This is a genomic window from Streptomyces xanthii (assembly GCF_014621695.1).
GTDB classification, from domain to species: domain Bacteria; phylum Actinomycetota; class Actinomycetes; order Streptomycetales; family Streptomycetaceae; genus Streptomyces; species Streptomyces xanthii.
On sequence record NZ_CP061281.1, the window covers coordinates 5,926,798 to 5,944,019 of the forward strand.

The 17,222-nt window shown below is 71.6% G+C and carries 10 protein-coding genes; 7 read left to right on the forward strand and 3 right to left on the reverse strand.

Going from position 1 to position 17,222, the window contains the following annotated elements; genetic code table 11:
• Nucleotides 1–48 precede the first annotated feature (48 nt).
• Nucleotides 49–960 carry a hypothetical protein gene (locus IAG42_RS26730; RefSeq protein ID WP_188339507.1) on the reverse strand — a complete coding sequence of 304 codons (912 nt, stop codon included), beginning with the start codon at nt 958–960 and terminating at the stop codon, nt 49–51.
• Between the two features lie 566 nt (nt 961–1,526).
• Between IAG42_RS26730 and IAG42_RS26735 the strand changes: the two genes are divergently transcribed.
• Nucleotides 1,527–4,634, forward strand: coding sequence for an endo-alpha-N-acetylgalactosaminidase family protein (locus IAG42_RS26735; protein WP_223206175.1), 3,108 nt, complete (start codon nt 1,527–1,529; stop codon nt 4,632–4,634).
• Between the two features lie 69 nt (nt 4,635–4,703).
• Here IAG42_RS26735 and IAG42_RS26740 read toward each other — a convergent pair whose 3' ends face one another.
• A complete protein-coding gene (locus tag IAG42_RS26740) occupies nt 4,704–6,452 on the reverse strand; it encodes a glycoside hydrolase family 35 protein (RefSeq protein ID WP_188341626.1) in 1,749 nt (582 codons plus the stop codon).
• A 137-nt stretch (nt 6,453–6,589) separates the two neighbouring features.
• On the opposite strand from IAG42_RS26740, the gene IAG42_RS26745 reads away from it, so the two are divergent.
• From IAG42_RS26745 to IAG42_RS26765, 5 genes are all read left to right on the forward strand, one after another.
• Nucleotides 6,590–7,477, forward strand: a complete 888-nt coding sequence (locus tag IAG42_RS26745; RefSeq protein WP_188339508.1) for a helix-turn-helix domain-containing protein — start codon at nt 6,590–6,592, stop codon at nt 7,475–7,477.
• Between the two features lie 6 nt (nt 7,478–7,483).
• Nucleotides 7,484–7,867, forward strand: a complete 384-nt coding sequence (locus tag IAG42_RS26750) for a chorismate mutase (RefSeq protein WP_188339509.1) — start codon at nt 7,484–7,486, stop codon at nt 7,865–7,867.
• A gap of 194 nt (nt 7,868–8,061) precedes the next feature.
• Nucleotides 8,062–10,554, forward strand: coding sequence for an aminopeptidase N (gene pepN / locus IAG42_RS26755; RefSeq protein ID WP_188339510.1), 2,493 nt, complete (start codon nt 8,062–8,064; stop codon nt 10,552–10,554).
• Nucleotides 10,555–10,815: 261 nt separating this feature from the next.
• On the forward strand, nt 10,816–12,216 hold the full coding sequence (locus IAG42_RS26760; RefSeq protein ID WP_188339511.1) for a pyridoxal phosphate-dependent decarboxylase family protein: 1,401 nt from the start codon (nt 10,816–10,818) through the stop codon (nt 12,214–12,216).
• Nucleotides 12,213–13,667, forward strand: a complete 1,455-nt coding sequence (locus tag IAG42_RS26765) for a lysine N(6)-hydroxylase/L-ornithine N(5)-oxygenase family protein (RefSeq protein WP_188339512.1) — start codon at nt 12,213–12,215, stop codon at nt 13,665–13,667. Before IAG42_RS26760 ends, IAG42_RS26765 begins: the two co-directional genes overlap by 4 nt.
• Nucleotides 13,668–13,692: 25 nt before the next feature.
• Here IAG42_RS26765 and IAG42_RS26770 read toward each other — a convergent pair whose 3' ends face one another.
• The gene (locus tag IAG42_RS26770; protein ID WP_188339513.1) at nt 13,693–15,507 is read right to left on the reverse strand and encodes a bifunctional metallophosphatase/5'-nucleotidase; all 1,815 of its coding nucleotides are present in this window, start codon (nt 15,505–15,507) and stop codon (nt 13,693–13,695) included.
• Nucleotides 15,508–15,756: 249 nt separating this feature from the next.
• Between IAG42_RS26770 and pyk the strand changes: the two genes are divergently transcribed.
• Nucleotides 15,757–17,193, forward strand: coding sequence for a pyruvate kinase (gene pyk / locus IAG42_RS26775; RefSeq protein ID WP_188339514.1), 1,437 nt, complete (start codon nt 15,757–15,759; stop codon nt 17,191–17,193).
• Nucleotides 17,194–17,222: the final 29 nt, after the last annotated feature.

Below are 17,222 nucleotides of genomic sequence, written 5' to 3' on the forward strand. Positions count from 1 at the left end.
GCGACCAGCCCCACCCACCCGCACCCCGCGACGAACCGGCACCGCCCCCTACGTGTCGCACTCCAGCACCGTGCGGCACAACGCACAGCGCGCCCGCACCCGCCCCCGTACGGGCACCCGGATCCGCTGATGACAGGTCGGGCAGGGGAACGCGACCCGTAGGCCGGGACGCTCCTGGGCACCGGACGGCGAGAAGGCGTAAGGGGCCGACGCGGAGCCCGGCGCGGGCCCCGGCCCCCGGGACTGGGCCTCGCGGCGATCCTTCGCGTAGCGCCGCCGCCCCGCCCACCCGGCCGCCGTCAGCGGAGGCTGCCGCGCGTCGAGCCGGGCCCGCGCCAGCCCCTCCGTGTACGCCGTGTACGCCTGCGGGCTCGTGAACCACGTCTCCGGCGCCTCGCCGAACGCCAGCGACCGCTTCGCCAGCACGTACCCGAACTCCTCCGGCGTCAGATAGCCCAGCTTCTGCGAAGACGCCCCGTCCTCCCGGAACGCGTCCAGCAGCAGCCAGCCCGCACCCAGGTACGTCGTCGCGGTGTCCGTCAGGATCTCGTTGTCCCGCGTCCCCGGGAACGACAGGTCGAGCCGGTGCAGATACACGTGCATGATCTCGTGGGCCAGCGCCGCCCCGATGTCCCGCCGATGCGTCCGGAACCGGTCGTTCAGCTCGATGAAGTACTCGGGCCCCGCCGCCAGTTCGACACTCGCCGCGTGCTGCATCTCCCGGAAGCTCACGATCATCCGCGCGTCCGGCAGCCGGTAGTGCCGCACCAGCTCCCGCGCCACCCGCTGCGCCCCCAGATACAGATCGTCCGTGTCGCAGAACGCCACGTCGGCGGGCGCGACACTCGTCGCGAACGTGTGCACCGTGTCGTACGACAGCCGCCGGTACAACGCGGTGATCGCCGAACGCACCGTCTCCAGATGCGGATAGCCGTGCACCACCGGCCCGCCGTTCGCCACGCGCGCACCCCCTGGGGCCGCCGGGCCGTGTCCCCCCGGGGACGGCCCCCGGACCCGGCCACTCCAGCGTACGGCGGCCCCGCCGCCCCGGAACAGCACGCGGGTCCGCCCCCGCGTCCCGCTGGGGGAGGGGGACGCGGAGGCGGCGGACACCCGCACCCCGCCGCCCACGGGGGGACGGGGACGGACCGGGCACAGGGCCGTACTCCTCCAGCGCACCACCCCCGCCGACCGTCACATCCCCCTCCACCGGCCACCCCGTGCCGCCCGGCCGCCGCACAGCCCCGCCGGCCGTCACACCGCCCACCACATCGAACCCACCGGCTCTCACCGGCCCCCCCCGCACGGCCCCGCCGAGCACCCCGCACCCATCACTGCCGAACCGCCCCCACGGACCGTCGGCCCCACAGGCCCGCCGCCCGGCCCCCCGGACCGCCCCCCGGCCCCCGGAAGCTCCCAGGGCCCCATTAGTCCAAGTCCTTCCGCTTCTTTGTCCATGGGCCCCGAGCGCCCCCGCGGCGCATCGTGAGCGGCACATCGGAACATCGCGCAGAAGGAGGCCACCCGTGCCGCCCACCGGCCAGTCGCCGCAGAAGCAGGGACCCAGTCGCAGGGCGGTCGTGGCCGCCGGGGCCGTGGGGGGAGCGGGGCTCGCGCTCGGGCTGGGAGGCGTGGCCCGCGCGGCCACTCTGGAGGCGACGGCGGCCGCCGCGGCCACCGACACCGAGGCCGTCATCCGCTCCGCGTCGCTCACCGTCCGCGTCGGCACCGCCTTCCCCCGGATCGCCTCGTACACGGCCCGCGCCACCGACCGCACCCTGTACGCCCAGGAGGACGCGGTCACCCAGCTCCTCGTCAACAACACCCCGTACACCCCCCGCGTCACCAGCCGCACCGAGTCCGACCGGATCGCCTACACCCTCACCCTCGACGAAGGCCCCCGCATCGACGCCGAGATCGCCGTCGAGGACTGGACCGTCACCTTCCGCGTCACCGCGATCCACGACACGGACGCCCTGCGCGTGCGGACCCTGCAGATCCCCGGACTGCAGCTGGTCAGCGTGCGCTCGACGCAGGACAGCGCCACCCTCGCCACGGCCCGCGTCGAGATCGACAAGGCCAAGAGCGGCGATGCCACCGTACGGGTCACCACTGACAGCCGGCCCGACGAGACCGCCGCCGGCATCGCGTACGCCGTCGCCCACACGAGCGAACTCGGCGCCGCCGTCGAGAACAACGCCAGCTACGACTACCCGTCCAGGACACCCGGCGCGAACTGGGAGAACGGGCGCTTCTGGCGGCAGGTCGTCCAGCGCGACGGCTACGTCAAGGCCGGCATCAGCAACGGCCAGTGGACCTACCGCGCCGACACCGCCGCCGACGACGACACCGAACCCCTGCCCTGGGCCAAGGTGATCGTCACCGGGGACCGCAACGGCGACGGCGTCGTCGACTGGCAGGACGCCGCGATCGCCTTCCGCGACATCGCCCACACCCCGCTCGGCGCCGACCGCCAGTACCAGCGCGTCGTCGCCCACATCACGTACAACATCGGCTCCGTCGCGGGCAATCCGTTCCTCGTCACCCTCGACCACGTCAAGCGCATCCACCTCGCCACCGACGGCCTGCGCCAGTTCACCCTCCTCAAGGGCTACCAGTCCGAGGGCCACGACGCCGCCCACCCCGACTACGGCGGCCACTACAACGAGCGCGCCGGCGGCCTCGACGACCTCAACACCCTGGTACGCACCGGCAAGAAGTGGGACAGCGACTTCGCCGTCCACATCAACTTCACCGAGTCCTACCCCGAGGCCCGCGCCTTCTCCGAGCAGCTCGTCGACAAGACGAACAAGCAGTGGGCCTGGATGGACCAGAGCTACCGGATCAACAACCGCTGGGACCTGGTCAGCGGCGGCACCGAGAAGCGCCTGAAGCAGTTGCGCGACGAGGTCGACGACGGGCTCAACACCCTCTACGTCGACGTGTTCCGCGACTCCGGCTGGATCGGCGACCGCTTCCAGCGCATCCTGCGCGACCAGGGCTGGCAGGTCACCACCGAATGGGGCCACGGCCTCGAACGCTCCGCCCTGTGGGCGCACTGGGCCAACGACGTCACCTACGGGGCCGACTCCTCGCGCGGTGTCAACTCCCGGCTGATCCGCTTCATGCGCCACCACCAGAAGGACGTCTTCGCCGACAAGTTCCCCCTCCTCGGCACCGCCCGCCTCGGCGACTTCGAGGCCTGGCAGAACAAGACCGACTGGACCGCCTTCTACCGCCTCATCTGGTCCCACACCCTGCCCGTCAAGTACCTCCAGGCCAGAGCGATCAAGACCTGGGCCGACGACGAGATCACCTTCTTCGGCGCCGGAGACACCAAGGTCACCGCCACCGCCGACGGCACCCGCACCGTCACCACCGACGGCCGCACCGTACTGACCGGCGACACCTACCTGCTGCCCTGGGACCCGCGCCGCGCCCTCGACCCCGCGAAGCTCTACCACTACAACCCCGAGGGCGGCAGCACGACCTGGCGCCTCCCGCGCGCGTGGGCCGCCTCCCGCACCCGCGTCGCCCTGTACCGCCTCACCGACCAGGGCCGCGTCTTCGTCGCCCACGTGCCCGTCACCGGCGACGGCACCGTCACCCTGAAGGCCGACCCCGACCAGCCCTACGTCCTCTACAAGGACCGCGCCGACCTGGACCGCGACCCCCTGTGGGGCGAGGGCACCCCGGTGCGCGACCCCGGCTTCAACTCCGGCTCCCTGCACGGCTGGACCGTCACCGGCGCCTGCGCGGTCGAACGCAGCGCCACCGGCCAGTACGAGGCCTGGGCGGGCACCGACGGCGCCGCCGCGTCCCTCGCCCAGACACTGCGCGGACTGCGCCCCGGACAGTCCTACGTCGCCTCCGTCCAGGCGCTCGTCGGCGACACGGCGGGGGAGCGGCGCACCGCCACCCTGGAGATCACCACCGCCGAAGGCTCCCGCGAGGTGGTCATGGAGTCGTCCACGGCCGTCAACAAGCAGTCCTGCGACCTGAAGCTGAACACCCGCTTCCAGCGCATGTTCGTCCACTTCACCGTCCCCGAACAGGGCGGCGACGTCACCCTCGCCCTGAAGGTCGCCGACGGCCCCGCGCGGGTGGCGTTCGACAACGTGCGCGTCGCCCGCGCCACGCTCCCGGCCACACAGCCCGGCACCCTCGTCCACCAGGACTTCGAGGACGTACCCGACGGCATCTTCCCGTTCATCGCCTCCACCAGCCGCGCCCACCTCGCCGAGAAGCACGCGCCCTACACCCAGGCCGGCTGGAACGGCACGAAGACCGACGACGTGCTCACCGGGAACTGGTCCCTCAAGGCCCGCCTGACCGGCACCGGCCTCGTCTACCGCACCATCCCGGCGACCGTCCCCTTCACCCCCGGCAAGCGCTACAAGGTGGCGTTCCTCTACCAGAGCGAGACCACCGCCACCTGGACCACCGCGGTCGACGAACCGGCCGCCCGGACCCTGCGCTCCGACGCCCTCGCCAGAACCACCGAGGGCACCGCCGAGTTCGCCTACGAGTTCACGGCGCCCGACCAGGGCGACGCGTGGGTGGGCCTGACCTCGAACGCCTCCGACGGCGGCGCGGTCGTCATCGACCGGTTCACCGTGACCGAGCTCGACTGACCCACCCGTACACCGGGCGGAGGGCCGGCCCTGCGATCCGGGACCGGCCCTTCCACACGCCTCGGAGCGTCAGGACAGGCACACCCGCGGCGGACCCGAGCGGTCCGTCTCCAGCACCCACACCTCGTTCGCGCCCGCCCGCTGCACCGGACCCGGCACGTACAGCGCCTCCTGCGGACCGGCCGCCGGCCAGTACCGGCCCAGGCAGAACCCGTTGACCCACACGAACCCGCGCGCCCAGCCCGGCAGTTCCAGCGCCGCGTCCCCCGGACCCGCCACCTCGAACCCGCCCCGGAACAGCCCGCGCCGCCCCTCCTCCGGCTCCGCGGACGGCAGCCCGGCCACCGCCTCCGCCGTGAACGCGTCCAGGCGCAGCGCCCGCGCCCTCACCCCGTGCAGATACTGCCGCTCGTGCAGCAGCCCGCCCGTCAGCCCCTTGAGCTCACCCGTGCGCGGCCCGTAGTTGACCCGGCCCAGGGACTCCACCCACAGCTCCACGCGCGCGTGCCCCGCCACCGGGACCGGCAGCTCCGGCTCCGCCTCCGTGAGGACCCCGACCCGCTCCCCGTCCACCTCCACGACCGCGACGTCCCGCAGCCCGTTCGCCCGCAACGGCAGAGCGCCGCGCGGACCCGGCACCGTCACCGCGTACCGCACCAGCCCCCGGTCCACGTCCAGCTCCTCGAACGACGGCGGCGTCGCCCACTCCGACTCCGGCCCGCCCAGCGCCTCCAGCACCCCGTCCAGCGCCGTGAACGCCGTCAGCTCCGCCGTCACCGGCGCCGCGAGCGCGGCCGGCTGCTCCGGAACCTCCGGCAGCGGCCCCTCCGCGTACTTGCCGAGAACCTCCCGGAACAGCCAGAACTTCTCCGTCGGCCGCCCGAACTCGTCGATCGGCGCGTCATAGTCGTACGACGTCACATCCGGCTCCAGCACCCCGTCGTGCAGCGCCCCGCCCCCGCGGTTCGCCCCCGCCCAGCCACCGAAACTCGTCCCGCCGTGCGCCATGTACAGGTTCACCGACGCCCCGCACTCCAGGATCTCCCGCAGCGCGTCCGCCGCGTCCCGCGGATCCCGTACGACATGCTCCGCGCCCCAGTGGTCGAACCAGCCGCACCAGAACTCCATGCACATGAGCGGTCCCGACGGACGGTGCCTGCGCAGCGTCGCGAAACCCTCGCGCGCCTGCGAGCCGAAGTTCGCCGTCGCCAGGATCCCCGGCACCGACCCGCCCGTCAGCATGTGGTCCTCGGGACCGTCCGACGTGAACAGCGGCACCGTCACCCCGAGTCCGAGCAGCAGATCCGCCAGCGCCCGCAGATACACGTGGTCCGAGCCGAAACTGCCGTACTCGTTCTCCACCTGCACCATGATCACCGGGCCGCCCCGGTCGACCTGCCGCTCCGCGATCTGCGGCATCAGCACCCGGAACCACTCCTCGACCAAGGACAGGAACTCCGCGTCCCGCGACCGCAGCCGCGCCCCCACCCGGCCCGTCACCCAGTGCGGCAGCCCCCCGTTCTCCCACTCCGCGCAGATGTAGGGCCCCGGCCGCGCGATCACCCACAGGCCCGCCTCCTGAGCGGCGTCCAGGAAACGGCCCACCGCCGCCACGTCCCGCACCTCACCCGGACGCGGCGCGTGCAGGTTCCACGGGACGTAGGTCTCCACACAGTTCAGGCCCATCGCCTTCAGCATCCGCAGCCGGTGCCCCCACTGCTCCTCGTGCACCCGGAAGTAGTGCAGAGCCCCCGACAGCAGCCGCACCGGCCGGCCGTCCACCTCGAAGTCGTCCTCGCCCACCCTGAACTCGGTCATCAGGTCCCTCTCGCTCACGTACAGGCGGCCACCATCACCTCTGGCGGGCGACGGGGTCCATGGACAAAGATCGGCTGGTGTTGGACGGGGCTACGCGGTCACGACCCAGGCGCGCGAAACACCACAGGAGGGGACAGATGTCCACATACCACACCTGGATGCGCTACTTCACGCCCAGCCCGGCCCACCACCGCCTCGGCCTCGTCTGCCTCGGCGTCGGACTCCAGCACGGCCTCCTGCCCACCGTCGGACCCCGCACCCTCGACCACCACGTCGCCGTCGTCATCACCGCCGGCACCGGCTGGTTCCAGAACGCCGACGGCCGCCGCACCACCATCACCGCCCCCGCCCTCATCTGGCTCACCCCCGGAGTCCCGCACCACTACGGCGCCGACCCCGACCACGGCTGGGACGAGTGCTTCGTCGACTTCACCGGACCCGCAGCCGCCACCTACACCGAACTCGGCTACATAGAACCCGACCGCCCCGTCGTCCCCCTCGCCGACGCCGCAGGCGCCCGCGCCGCCGTCGGCCGCATCGCCCGCGCCGCCCGCCGCGGCAACCCCCTCCTCGAGGTCGAGACCGGCGCCGCCGTCCACGAACTCCTCGTCGCCCTGCGCCGCGCCCGCGCCGACATGGCCCCCGACGGCGACCCCGTCCTCCAGGCCCTCGCCCGCGACGCCTTCCAGCCCCTCTCCGTCGCCGAACACGCCGCCCGCCACGGCATGACCCCCGCCGAACTGCGCACCGCCGTCCGCCGCGGCGCCGGCTGCAGCCCCAAGGACTACCTCCTCGGCATCCGCCTCGGCCGCGCCAAGGAACTCCTCGCCGCCACCGAACTCCCCGTCGCCGCCGTCGCCCGCCGCGTCGGCTACGACGACCCCGCCTACTTCTCCCGCCTCTTCACCCGCCGCGTCGGCACCGCACCCGTCCGCTTCCGCGAACAACAGGGCCGCGCCGTCCCCGGCGGCTGGTCCGACAAGATCCCCGACCCCGACCACCCGCCCATGCTCCACGTAGGCTGACCTCCCATGACCACCAGCGACCCCGCACCCCAGACGGAAGTCGACCCCGCCGTCCGCGCCGAGCTCGGCCGCCTGCGCGACAGCATCGACAACATCGACGCCGCCGTCGTCCACATGCTCGCCGAACGCTTCAAGGCCACCCAGCAGGTCGGCCACCTCAAGGCCCAGCACGCCCTGCCGCCCGCCGACCCGGCCCGCGAGGCCCGCCAGATCGAGCGCCTGCGCCAGCTCGCCGAGAACGCCAAACTCGACCCCGCGTTCGCCGAGAAGTTCCTCAACTTCATCATCAGCGAGGTCATCCGCCACCACGAACAGATCGCGGCGGAAGCGGTCCCCTCGGGTGCGGTCGAATCGAGCGGGTCCGGAAAATCAAGCCCCTCCGGCGATTGAGGAGCGGGGTCCGGGGCAGAGCCCCGTGGCCTCAGCGCCGTCGGGGCCGCTGATCATCGGCGGCTGCAGCGCCGTCGCGGCCGGTCGCGCAGTTCCCCGCGCCCCTTACGGGGCGACCTACGCCCCGAGCCAAAGGCTGCGGCCCGACCGGGCACACCTGTCCCCGCGCCGGAGGCGTACGGCAACATGACCCCATGCCCGTACTGACGCGCGACGAAGCGCAGACCCGCGCCCGGCTCATCGAGGTCCAGCGGTACACCGTGGACCTCGACCTCACCCGCGGCCCCGACACCTTCGACTCCCGCACCGCGATCCGCTTCACCACACGCACCGCGGGAGACACCTTCGTCGAGCTCAAACCCGCCGAACTGCGCTCCGTCACCCTCGACGGCCAGGCCCTGGACCCCGCCGCCCTCGACGGCAACCGCCTGCCCCTCACCGGCCTCACCGCCGGCGAGCACGAGCTTCGCGTCGACGCCGCCATGCGCTACTCGCACACCGGCGAGGGCATGCACCGCTTCACCGACCCCACCGACGGCGAGACCTACGTCTACACCCAGCTGTTCATGGAGGACGTCCAGCGCGTCTTCGCCGCCTTCGACCAGCCCGACCTCAAGTCCGTCTTCGACCTCACCGTCACCGCCCCCGAAGGCTGGACCGTCCTCGCCAACAGCGTCACCGAACACCTCGGCGGGGGAAAGTGGCAGGCCGCCACCACCCCCCTCCTGTCGACCTACCTCGTCGCCGTCGCCGCAGGCCCCTGGCACTCCGTCCGCACCGAACACCGCGGCCTGCCCTTCGGCCTCCACTGCCGCCGCTCCCTCGCACCCCACCTGGACGCCGACGCCGACGAACTCCTCGACATCACCCGCGCGTGCTTCGACCGCTACCACGAGAAGTTCGCCGAGCCCTACCCCTTCGACTCCTACGACCAGGCCTTCGTCCCCGAGTTCAACGCCGGCGCCATGGAGAACCCCGGACTCGTCACCTTCCGCGACGAGTTCGTCTACCGCTCCGCCGTCACCGACACCGAACGCCAGACCCGCGCCATGGTCATCGCCCACGAGATGGCCCACATGTGGTTCGGCGACCTCGTCACCCTCAAGTGGTGGGACGACATCTGGCTCAACGAGTCCTTCGCCGAGTACATGGGCTACCAGACCCTCACCGAAGCCACCCGCTTCACCGACACCTGGGTCGACTTCGGCATCTCCCGCAAGAACTGGGGCTACGAGGCCGACCAGCGCCCCTCCACCCACCCCGTCGCCCCCGAAGCCGTCGAGGACACCGCCTCCGCCCTCCTCAACTTCGACGGCATCTCCTACGCCAAGGGCGCCTCCGCCCTGCGCCAGCTCGTCAACTGGCTCGGCGAGAAGGACTTCCTCGCCGGCATCAACACCCACTTCGAACGCCACAAGTTCGCCAACGCCACCCTCGCCGACTTCATCGACTCCCTCGCCCACCACACCGACCGCGACGTCCACGCCTGGGCCGACGCCTGGCTGCGAACCACCGGAGTCGACACCCTCACCCCGCGCGTCACCGCGACCGAGGACAGCTGGACCCTCACCGTCGACCGCACCGGCAGCCGCCCCCACCGCATCGCCGTCGGCCTCTACGACCGCGACCCCGCCGACGGCCGCGCCTTCGTCCTGCGCGAACGCGTCGACGTCGACGTCCCCGGCGAACCCGTCACCTTCCGCGGCCCGCGCCCCACCCTGATCGTCCCCAACGACCAGGACCTCACCTACGCCAAGATCCGCCTCGACCCCGACTCCGAGGAAGCCGCCCTGCGCGGCCTGTCCGGCATCCCCGACCCCCTCACCCGCGCCGTCCTGTGGAACGCGCTGAGCGACATGGTCCGCGACGGCGAACTCCAGCCGGTCTCCTACCTGCTGGCCGCCCAGGCCCACCTCCCCGAGGAGACCGACCTCGCCCTCGTCCAGGGCGTCCTCTCCTTCGCCCACCACCAGGTCGCCGACCACTACAGCACCCCCGAACAGCGCCCCGAGGCCCTCACCCTCCTCACCTCCCTGTGCGAGGACATCGTCCGCCGCACCGAGGACGGAGAACGCCCCGGCCTGCGCCTCACCGCCGTCCGCCACCTCATCGACGCCGCCCAGCACGCCGACGTCATCCGCGGCTGGTACGACAGCGGCAGCGTCCCCGGCGGACCCGAACTCGACCCCGAACTGCGCTGGCGCATCCTCGGCCGCATGAGCGTCCTCGGCGCCGTCGACGACGCCGTCATCGAGGCCGAACTCGCCCACGACCCCAGCGCCACCGGCCAGGAGGGCGCCGCCCGCTGCCACGCCGCGCTGCCCGACCCGCAGGCCAAGGCCGCCGCCTGGCACGCCCTGTTCACCGACGACCCCGCACGCGAACTCTCCAACTACCTGTTCACCGCCACCGCCCAGGGCTTCTGGCAACCCGAACAGAACGACCTGCTGCGCGGCTACGTCGCCCGCTACTTCACCGACGTCACCGCCCTCGCGGAGCGCCGGGGGGCGGCTCTCGCGGCGGCGGCCGGGCGCTACGCCTTCCCCGCGACAGCCATCTCCCCGGAGACCCTCCGGCTGGGCGAGTTCTGCCTCTCCGAGGGCAACCCGACCCCGGCCCTGCGCCGGCGTCTCGTCGACCAACTGGACGACCTGTCCAGGGCCCTCCGAGTCCGCGCCCAGGCCTGACCCGATCGCCCCTGGAGACAGCGCACGAAGTGCGCATCTCCAGGGGCGCGGGGAACTGCGCGACCAGCCACGACGCACCCTGTCACCCGGCGACGAACCAGCGGAGCTACGGCGCACCCCCGCCCAATACACCACCCGCACCCCAAATCCCGCCCCCCATCCCCCTTTCGGGTCCACTTCACGTGATCACCCGGACCAAGACTCCGCCCCGTCGAAGACTGGCCGCACCCAGATCACCGCCCAGTCCCCGAAGGGTCCCGCATGCGCACCTTGCCGCCCCTGGCCGGAGGCACAGACGGCCCCGACGCCCTGCGGCCCCTGCTCGACACCGTCCTGGACGCCCTGCGCACCGGCGGCGCCGACCGAGGCGGCCCCCTCCCGGCCGGCGGCCCCGAAGCGGTCGCCGCCCGCGTCGAAGCGGCGGCCGGCGACCCCCTCCCCGACCACGGCACCGGAGCCGAAGCAGCCCTGCGCACCCTCGTCACCGCCCTCACCCAAGGCGCCGCCGACCCCGCCGACCCGCTGTGCGCGGCCCACCTCCACTGCCCGCCCCTCGCCGTCGCCACCGCCGCCGACCTCGCCGCGAGCGCCCTCAACCCCTCCATGGACTCCTGGGACCAGGCCCCCGCCGCCTCCGTCCTCGAAACCCTGATCACCGGCACCCTCGCCCGCGAGGTCTACCCGCACGCCGACACCGACGCCGGCACCGCCCCGGACGCCCTCGTCACCACCGGCGGCACCGAAGCCAACCAGCTCGCCGTCCTCCTCGCCCGCGAGACCCACCGCACCACCCGCCCCGTCCAGCTCATCACCGGCGCCAACGCCCACCACAGCCTCACCCGCGCCGCCTGGCTCCTCGGCCTGCCCGAACCGATCGTGCTGCCCACCCCCAACGGCACCCTCGACCCCGCCACCCTCGACGAGGCCCTCACCGACCTCCCCGGCCCCCGGCTCGTCGCCGCCACCGCGGGCACCACCGACGCCGGCCTCATCGACCCGCTCCCCGAGATCGCCGACCGCTGCGCCGCCCACGGCGCCCGCCTCCACATCGACGCCGCCTACGGCGCCGGCCTCCTGTTCAGCCCCCACCACCGCGCCGCGCTGACCGGACTCGACCGCGCCCACACCGTCACCCTCGACTTGCACAAACTCGGCTGGCAACCCGTGGCCGCCGGACTCCTCGCCGTACGCCACCCCACCGACCTGGCCCCCCTCACCCACCAGGCCGACTACCTCAACGCCGACGACGACACCGAAGCCGGACTCCCCGACCTCCTCGGCCGCTCCCTGCGCACCACCCGCCGCCCCGACATCCTCAAGATCGCCGTCACCCTCAAGGCCCTCGGCCGCACCGGCATCGCCGCCCTCGTCGACCAGGTCGTCGCCCTCGCCCACCACCTGGCCCGCCTCGTCGACCTCCACCCCGGCCTCGACCTCTACGACACCCCCACCCTCACCACCGTCCTGTTCCGCCCCACCGGCGCGAACGACGACGACATCGCCGAGATCCGCCGCCGCCTGCTCACCGAAGGCCGCGCCGTCCTCGGCCGCGCCCGCGTGGACGGCCGCCTCTGGCTCAAGGCCACCCTCCTCAACCCGCACACCGACCCCGGCGACCTCGCCGCGCTCCTGAAACTGGTGGAAGGACACACCCCCCGATGACTGCCGCGCCCGCACCGCAGCCCCCGCACACCCCCACCGACGCACCCCGCGACCTCGTCGGCATCGGCATCGGCCCCTTCAACCTCTCCCTCGCCGCCCTCGCCCACCCCCTCACCGAACTCGACACCGTCTTCTACGAACAGCGCCCCGCCTTCCACTGGCACCCCGGCCTGCTCATCGACGGCGCCACCCTCCAGGTCCCCTTCCTCGCCGACCTCGTCACCCTCGCCGACCCCGCCAGCCCCTGGTCCTTCCTCAACTACCTCAAGACCCGCGAACGCCTCTTCCCCTTCTACTTCGCCGAGCGCTTCCACATCCAGCGCGCCGAGTACGACGCCTACTGCCGCTGGGTCAGCGAGAACCTCCCCGGACTCCACTACGGCCACCAGGTCGACGCCGTCCGCTGGAACGCCGAACGCGCCCTGTTCGAAGTCGACTACACCCAACTCGACGCCCACGGCGAAGCCGAAGCCCTCGGCCGCACCCACACCCGCAACATCGCCCTCGGCATCGGCACCGAACCCTTCGTCCCCGCCCCCCTCAAACCCCTCGCCGACGCCCCCACCGTCCCCGTGATCCACTCCGCCGACTACCTGAACCACCGCGAACGCCTCCTCGCCGCCGACCACGTCACCGTCATCGGCAGCGGCCAGTCCGGCGCCGAGATCTTCCTCGACCTCCTGCGCCGCCGCCCCACCGGCCGCGAGAACCTCCACTGGCTCGCCCGCACCCAGGCCTTCGCCCCCATGGAATACAGCAAACTCGGCCTCGAACACTTCACCCCCGACTACACCCGCTACTTCCACGCCCTCCCCGAACCCGTACGCGACGGACTCGTCCCCGCCCAGTGGCAGCTCCACAAGGGCATCGACGCCGACACCATCGCCGCCATCCACGAAGAGCTCTACCAGCGCACCCTCCACGGCGGCTGGCCCGACGTCACCCTCACCCCCGGCGTCGGCGTCCGCACCGCCGGCCGCCTCGCCGACCAGCGCATCGAACTCCACCTCGAACACCAGGAACAAGGCGTCCGCACCCGCCTCACCACCGACGCCGTCGTCCTCGCCACCGGCTACAAGGAACGCCCCCTCGGCCGCATCCTGTCCGGCCTCGACCCCCACATCCAGCGCGACGCCTCCGGCCGCCCCCGCATCGACGACCAGTTCCGCCTCGTCCTCGACGACACCGTCCAAGGCGCCGGCGGCCGCGTCTACGTACAGAACGCCGAACGCCACACCCACGGCGTCGGCGCCCCCGACCTCGGACTCGCCGCCTGGCGCAGCGCCACCATCCTCAACAGCCTCACCGGCAAGGACCCCTACCCCCAGCCCCGCCGCACCGCCTTCACCACCTTCGGCCTCACCCCGAACGAGGAACGCGCCCCCCAAGGCCACACCGGACCCGGAGAGCGCGCTCTCGTGGAACTTCAGGACGACCTCGACCGGAGATGACCCCGGCCGCAACCGCCGGCCGGAACTACTGGGCGAACACCGGCGTCCCGGCCCGCGTCAGCCGCCAGTCCACCGACGCGAAGTCCGCCGGGTCCAGGACGCCCTTCGCCGTCACCCACTCCGCGATCCGCGTACGGATCTCCGTCGACTCCGACCACAACTCCTGGGCGTTCGCCACGTGCGGGAACGCACCGCCACCGTTCGCCCGGTAGTTGTTCACCGCGAACACGAACTTCGCCGCGTCATCCAGATCCTTGCCGCCGAACTTCAGATTCTTGATCCGCGAACCGGCCGGCTGCGCGATGTCGATGTCGTACGACAGCCCCGACACATAGTCGTAGTTGTAGTCCGGCCGGTTCCCCGCGTTCGTCAGCTTCTCCACGTCCACCGGCGCGTCCGGCGCCGTCTGCACGAAGTACTCCGCCGAGAACTCCAGGTACGCCCGCAGCTGCGCACCCGTCATCAACTTCGCGACCAGCGTGTTGTCGTACACGTACAAGCTCGACAGATCCCGGATCGTCACCTCGCCCGCCGGGATCGCCGAGGTCCGCGAGAACGGCGACGCCTGCGACAGCACCGGCAGCGACGCGTACTCCGTCGACTTCAGCGCCTCCGTCACCACGTCCGCCTGCACCTTGTTGATCAGGTCGATGATCGGCGCGTCCTTGTACCGCGCGTCCACCGTCGTCAGCTCGACCTTCGCCGAACCCACCACCTGGTTCACGTACTTCACCACCAGCGCGTGCTGCGCCGCCAGCAGCTTCGTGATCGCCGGATCGTCCGGCACCGTGTTCGAGTTCAGCAGCTTCGACGTCACCGACGCCACCGTCCAGCGACCCTTCACCCACTCCAGCTCGAAGTCGAACCGCGCGAGCCGCTCCGCGTAGCACAGCGGCTCCGCGAGGACGACCGGCCGGCCCGTTTCCTCGTTCGTCACCACCTGCTGCTCGATCTCCACGTGCGCGTGCCCCACCAGGATCGCGTCGATCCCCGGCACCTTCGCCGCCACCCGCGCCGCCGCGTTCTCCACGTACGGCAGCTGGTCACCCCACGACGACGTGCCCGACGCGCCCGAGTGCGCCGACACGATCACCACGTCCGCACCCATCGACCGCAGCTTCGGCACCCACTTCGCCGCCTGCTCCTCCAGCCCCGGGAACTTCAGCTTCCCCTGCACGTACGCCTTGTCCCAGATCGCGATGCCCGGGTTCGTCAGCCCCAGGACCGCCACCTTCACGTCCTTGCCGTGCGGCGTGCGCAGCGTCCTGATCACGTACGGCGCGAACGCCGGCTTCTCCGTCTTCGCGTCCACCGCGTTCGCCCCCAGCAGCGGGAAACGCAGCTGCGACTCGAACTTGCGCAGCGTGTCGATGCCGTAGTTGAACTCGTGATTGCCGAGAGCCGCCGCGTCGTACCCGATCGCGTTCATCGCCTGCGCCATCGGATGCACCGGACCGTTCGCCGCCGTGATCGGATCCACGCGCGCGAAGTAGTACGTCAGGGGAGTGCCCTGGATCGTGTCACCCGCGTCGATCAGCAGCGTGTTGCCCCGGCCCTCCTCCTCACGGATCCTCGACACCAGCGTCGAGATCCGCGACAGACCCTGCGCGTTGCCCGCCGCGTCCTTGTACTCGGCGTCCTTGTAGTAGTCCCAGTTGAAGACGTGACCGTGCAGGTCCGTCGTGCCCATGACCGTGAACGCGTACCGCTTCCTCGGCTTCCCGCGGCCCGGAGCGCCCGTGGCGGCCTCGGCCGACGGCGCCACGGCACCACCGGCCAGCGCGACACCCGCACCGGTCGCGGCGGACTTGCCCAGGAAGGATCTGCGGTTCAACGACATGGACGTGCTCCTGACCTACGGACGAACGACAGTTGGTGACGCGCGTAGATTCTGGACCAGGAACACCGACCCGCAACACCCCCCGCACATTTCGATCCGGTGACCGGCCGACGAACCACCCCGCCCGCACGCTCATCAGAGCAGCCACCCGCACAGATACAAGACTTGTCAACAGTCCTTCGGGTAAAGCTTGTTGAGTCGTCATGTCGCACCAAATCTCTACCCGCCGGTAAGCCCTAGGCTCGAAACATGCGCCGAGCAAAAATCGTCTGCACCCTGGGCCCCGCCACCGACTCGTACGACCAGATCAAGGCACTCGTCGAAGCCGGCATGGACGTAGCCCGCTTCAACCTCAGCCACGGCACCTACGCCGAACACGAGGAGCGCTACCAGCGCGTGCGAAAGGCCTCCGACGAGACCGGCCGCAGCGTCGGCGTCCTCGCCGACCTTCAAGGCCCGAAGATCCGCCTCGGCCGCTTCAGCGAAGGACCCGTACTCCTTGAACGCGGCGACGAGTTCACCATCACCGTCGAACCCGGCACCGAAGGCGACCGCCAGACCTGCGGCACCACCTACGACGGACTCGCCGCCGACGTCACCCCCGGCGAACGCATCCTCGTCGACGACGGCAAAGTCACCCTCGAAGTCACCCGCGTCGACGGCCCCCGCGTCCACACCACCGTCATCGAAGGCGGCATGGTCTCCGACCACAAGGGCCTCAACCTCCCCGGCGTCGCCGTCAGCGTCCCCGCACTCAGCGAAAAAGACGAAGCAGACCTCCGCTGGGCCCTGCGCACCGGCGCCGACATCATCGCCCTCTCCTTCGTCCGCACCGGCCGCGACATCGAAGACGTCCACCGCATCATGAACGAGGAAGGCCGCCACCTCCCCGTCATCGCCAAAGTCGAAAAACCCCAGGCCGTCGAGAACATCGAGGACATCGTCGCCGCATTCGACGGCATCATGGTCGCCCGCGGCGACCTCGGCGTCGAAATGCCCCTCGAACAAGTCCCGATCGTCCAGAAGCGCGCCATCAAACTCGCCAAGCGCAACGCCAAACCCGTCATCGTCGCCACCCAGATGCTCGACTCGATGATCGACAACTCCCGCCCCACCCGCGCCGAAGCCAGCGACGTCGCCAACGCCGTCATCGACGGCACCGACGCCGTCATGCTCTCCGGCGAGACCAGCGTCGGCAAATACCCCGTCGAAACCGTCGCCACCATGGGACGCATCGTCGAAGCCGCCGAAGAAGACATCCTCGCCAAGGGCCTCCCACCCCTCACCGAACGCAACAAACCCCGCACCCAAGGCGGAGCCGTCGCCCGCGCCGCCGCCGAAATGGGCGACTTCCTCGGCGCCAAATTCCTCGTCGCGTTCACTCAGTCCGGCGACACCGTCAAACGCCTCTCCCGCTACCGCTCACCCATCCCCCTCCTCGCCTTCACCCCCGACCCCGCCACCCGCTCCCAACTCAACCTCACCTGGGGCGTCGAAACCTTCCTCGGCCCCCACGTCGACTCCACCGACGCCATGGTCGCCCAAGTCGACGAAGAACTCCTCAAAATCGGCCGCTGCGCCAAGGGTGACACCGTCGTCATCACCGCCGGCTCCCCACCCGGCGTCCCCGGCTCCACCAACCTCGTCCGCGTCCACCACATCGGCGAGGACGACATCCCCAAGTAACACCCCGGGCCGCCCGGCGGTACGCCACC

What these genes read in the sequence shown, in the direction of transcription:
- IAG42_RS26740 (WP_188341626.1), bottom strand. Translation starts at nt 6,452, where the DNA reads ATGACCGAGTTCAGGGTGGGCGAGGACGACTTCGAGGTGGACGGCCGG.
- IAG42_RS26760 (WP_188339511.1), top strand. Translation starts at nt 10,816, where the DNA reads ATGCGCACCTTGCCGCCCCTGGCCGGAGGCACAGACGGCCCCGACGCC.
- IAG42_RS26765 (WP_188339512.1), top strand. Translation starts at nt 12,213, where the DNA reads ATGACTGCCGCGCCCGCACCGCAGCCCCCGCACACCCCCACCGACGCA.
- pepN (WP_188339510.1), top strand. Translation starts at nt 8,062, where the DNA reads ATGCCCGTACTGACGCGCGACGAAGCGCAGACCCGCGCCCGGCTCATC.
- pyk (WP_188339514.1), top strand. Translation starts at nt 15,757, where the DNA reads ATGCGCCGAGCAAAAATCGTCTGCACCCTGGGCCCCGCCACCGACTCG.
- IAG42_RS26745 (WP_188339508.1), top strand. Translation starts at nt 6,590, where the DNA reads ATGTCCACATACCACACCTGGATGCGCTACTTCACGCCCAGCCCGGCC.
- IAG42_RS26750 (WP_188339509.1), top strand. Translation starts at nt 7,484, where the DNA reads ATGACCACCAGCGACCCCGCACCCCAGACGGAAGTCGACCCCGCCGTC.
- IAG42_RS26770 (WP_188339513.1), bottom strand. Translation starts at nt 15,507, where the DNA reads ATGTCGTTGAACCGCAGATCCTTCCTGGGCAAGTCCGCCGCGACCGGT.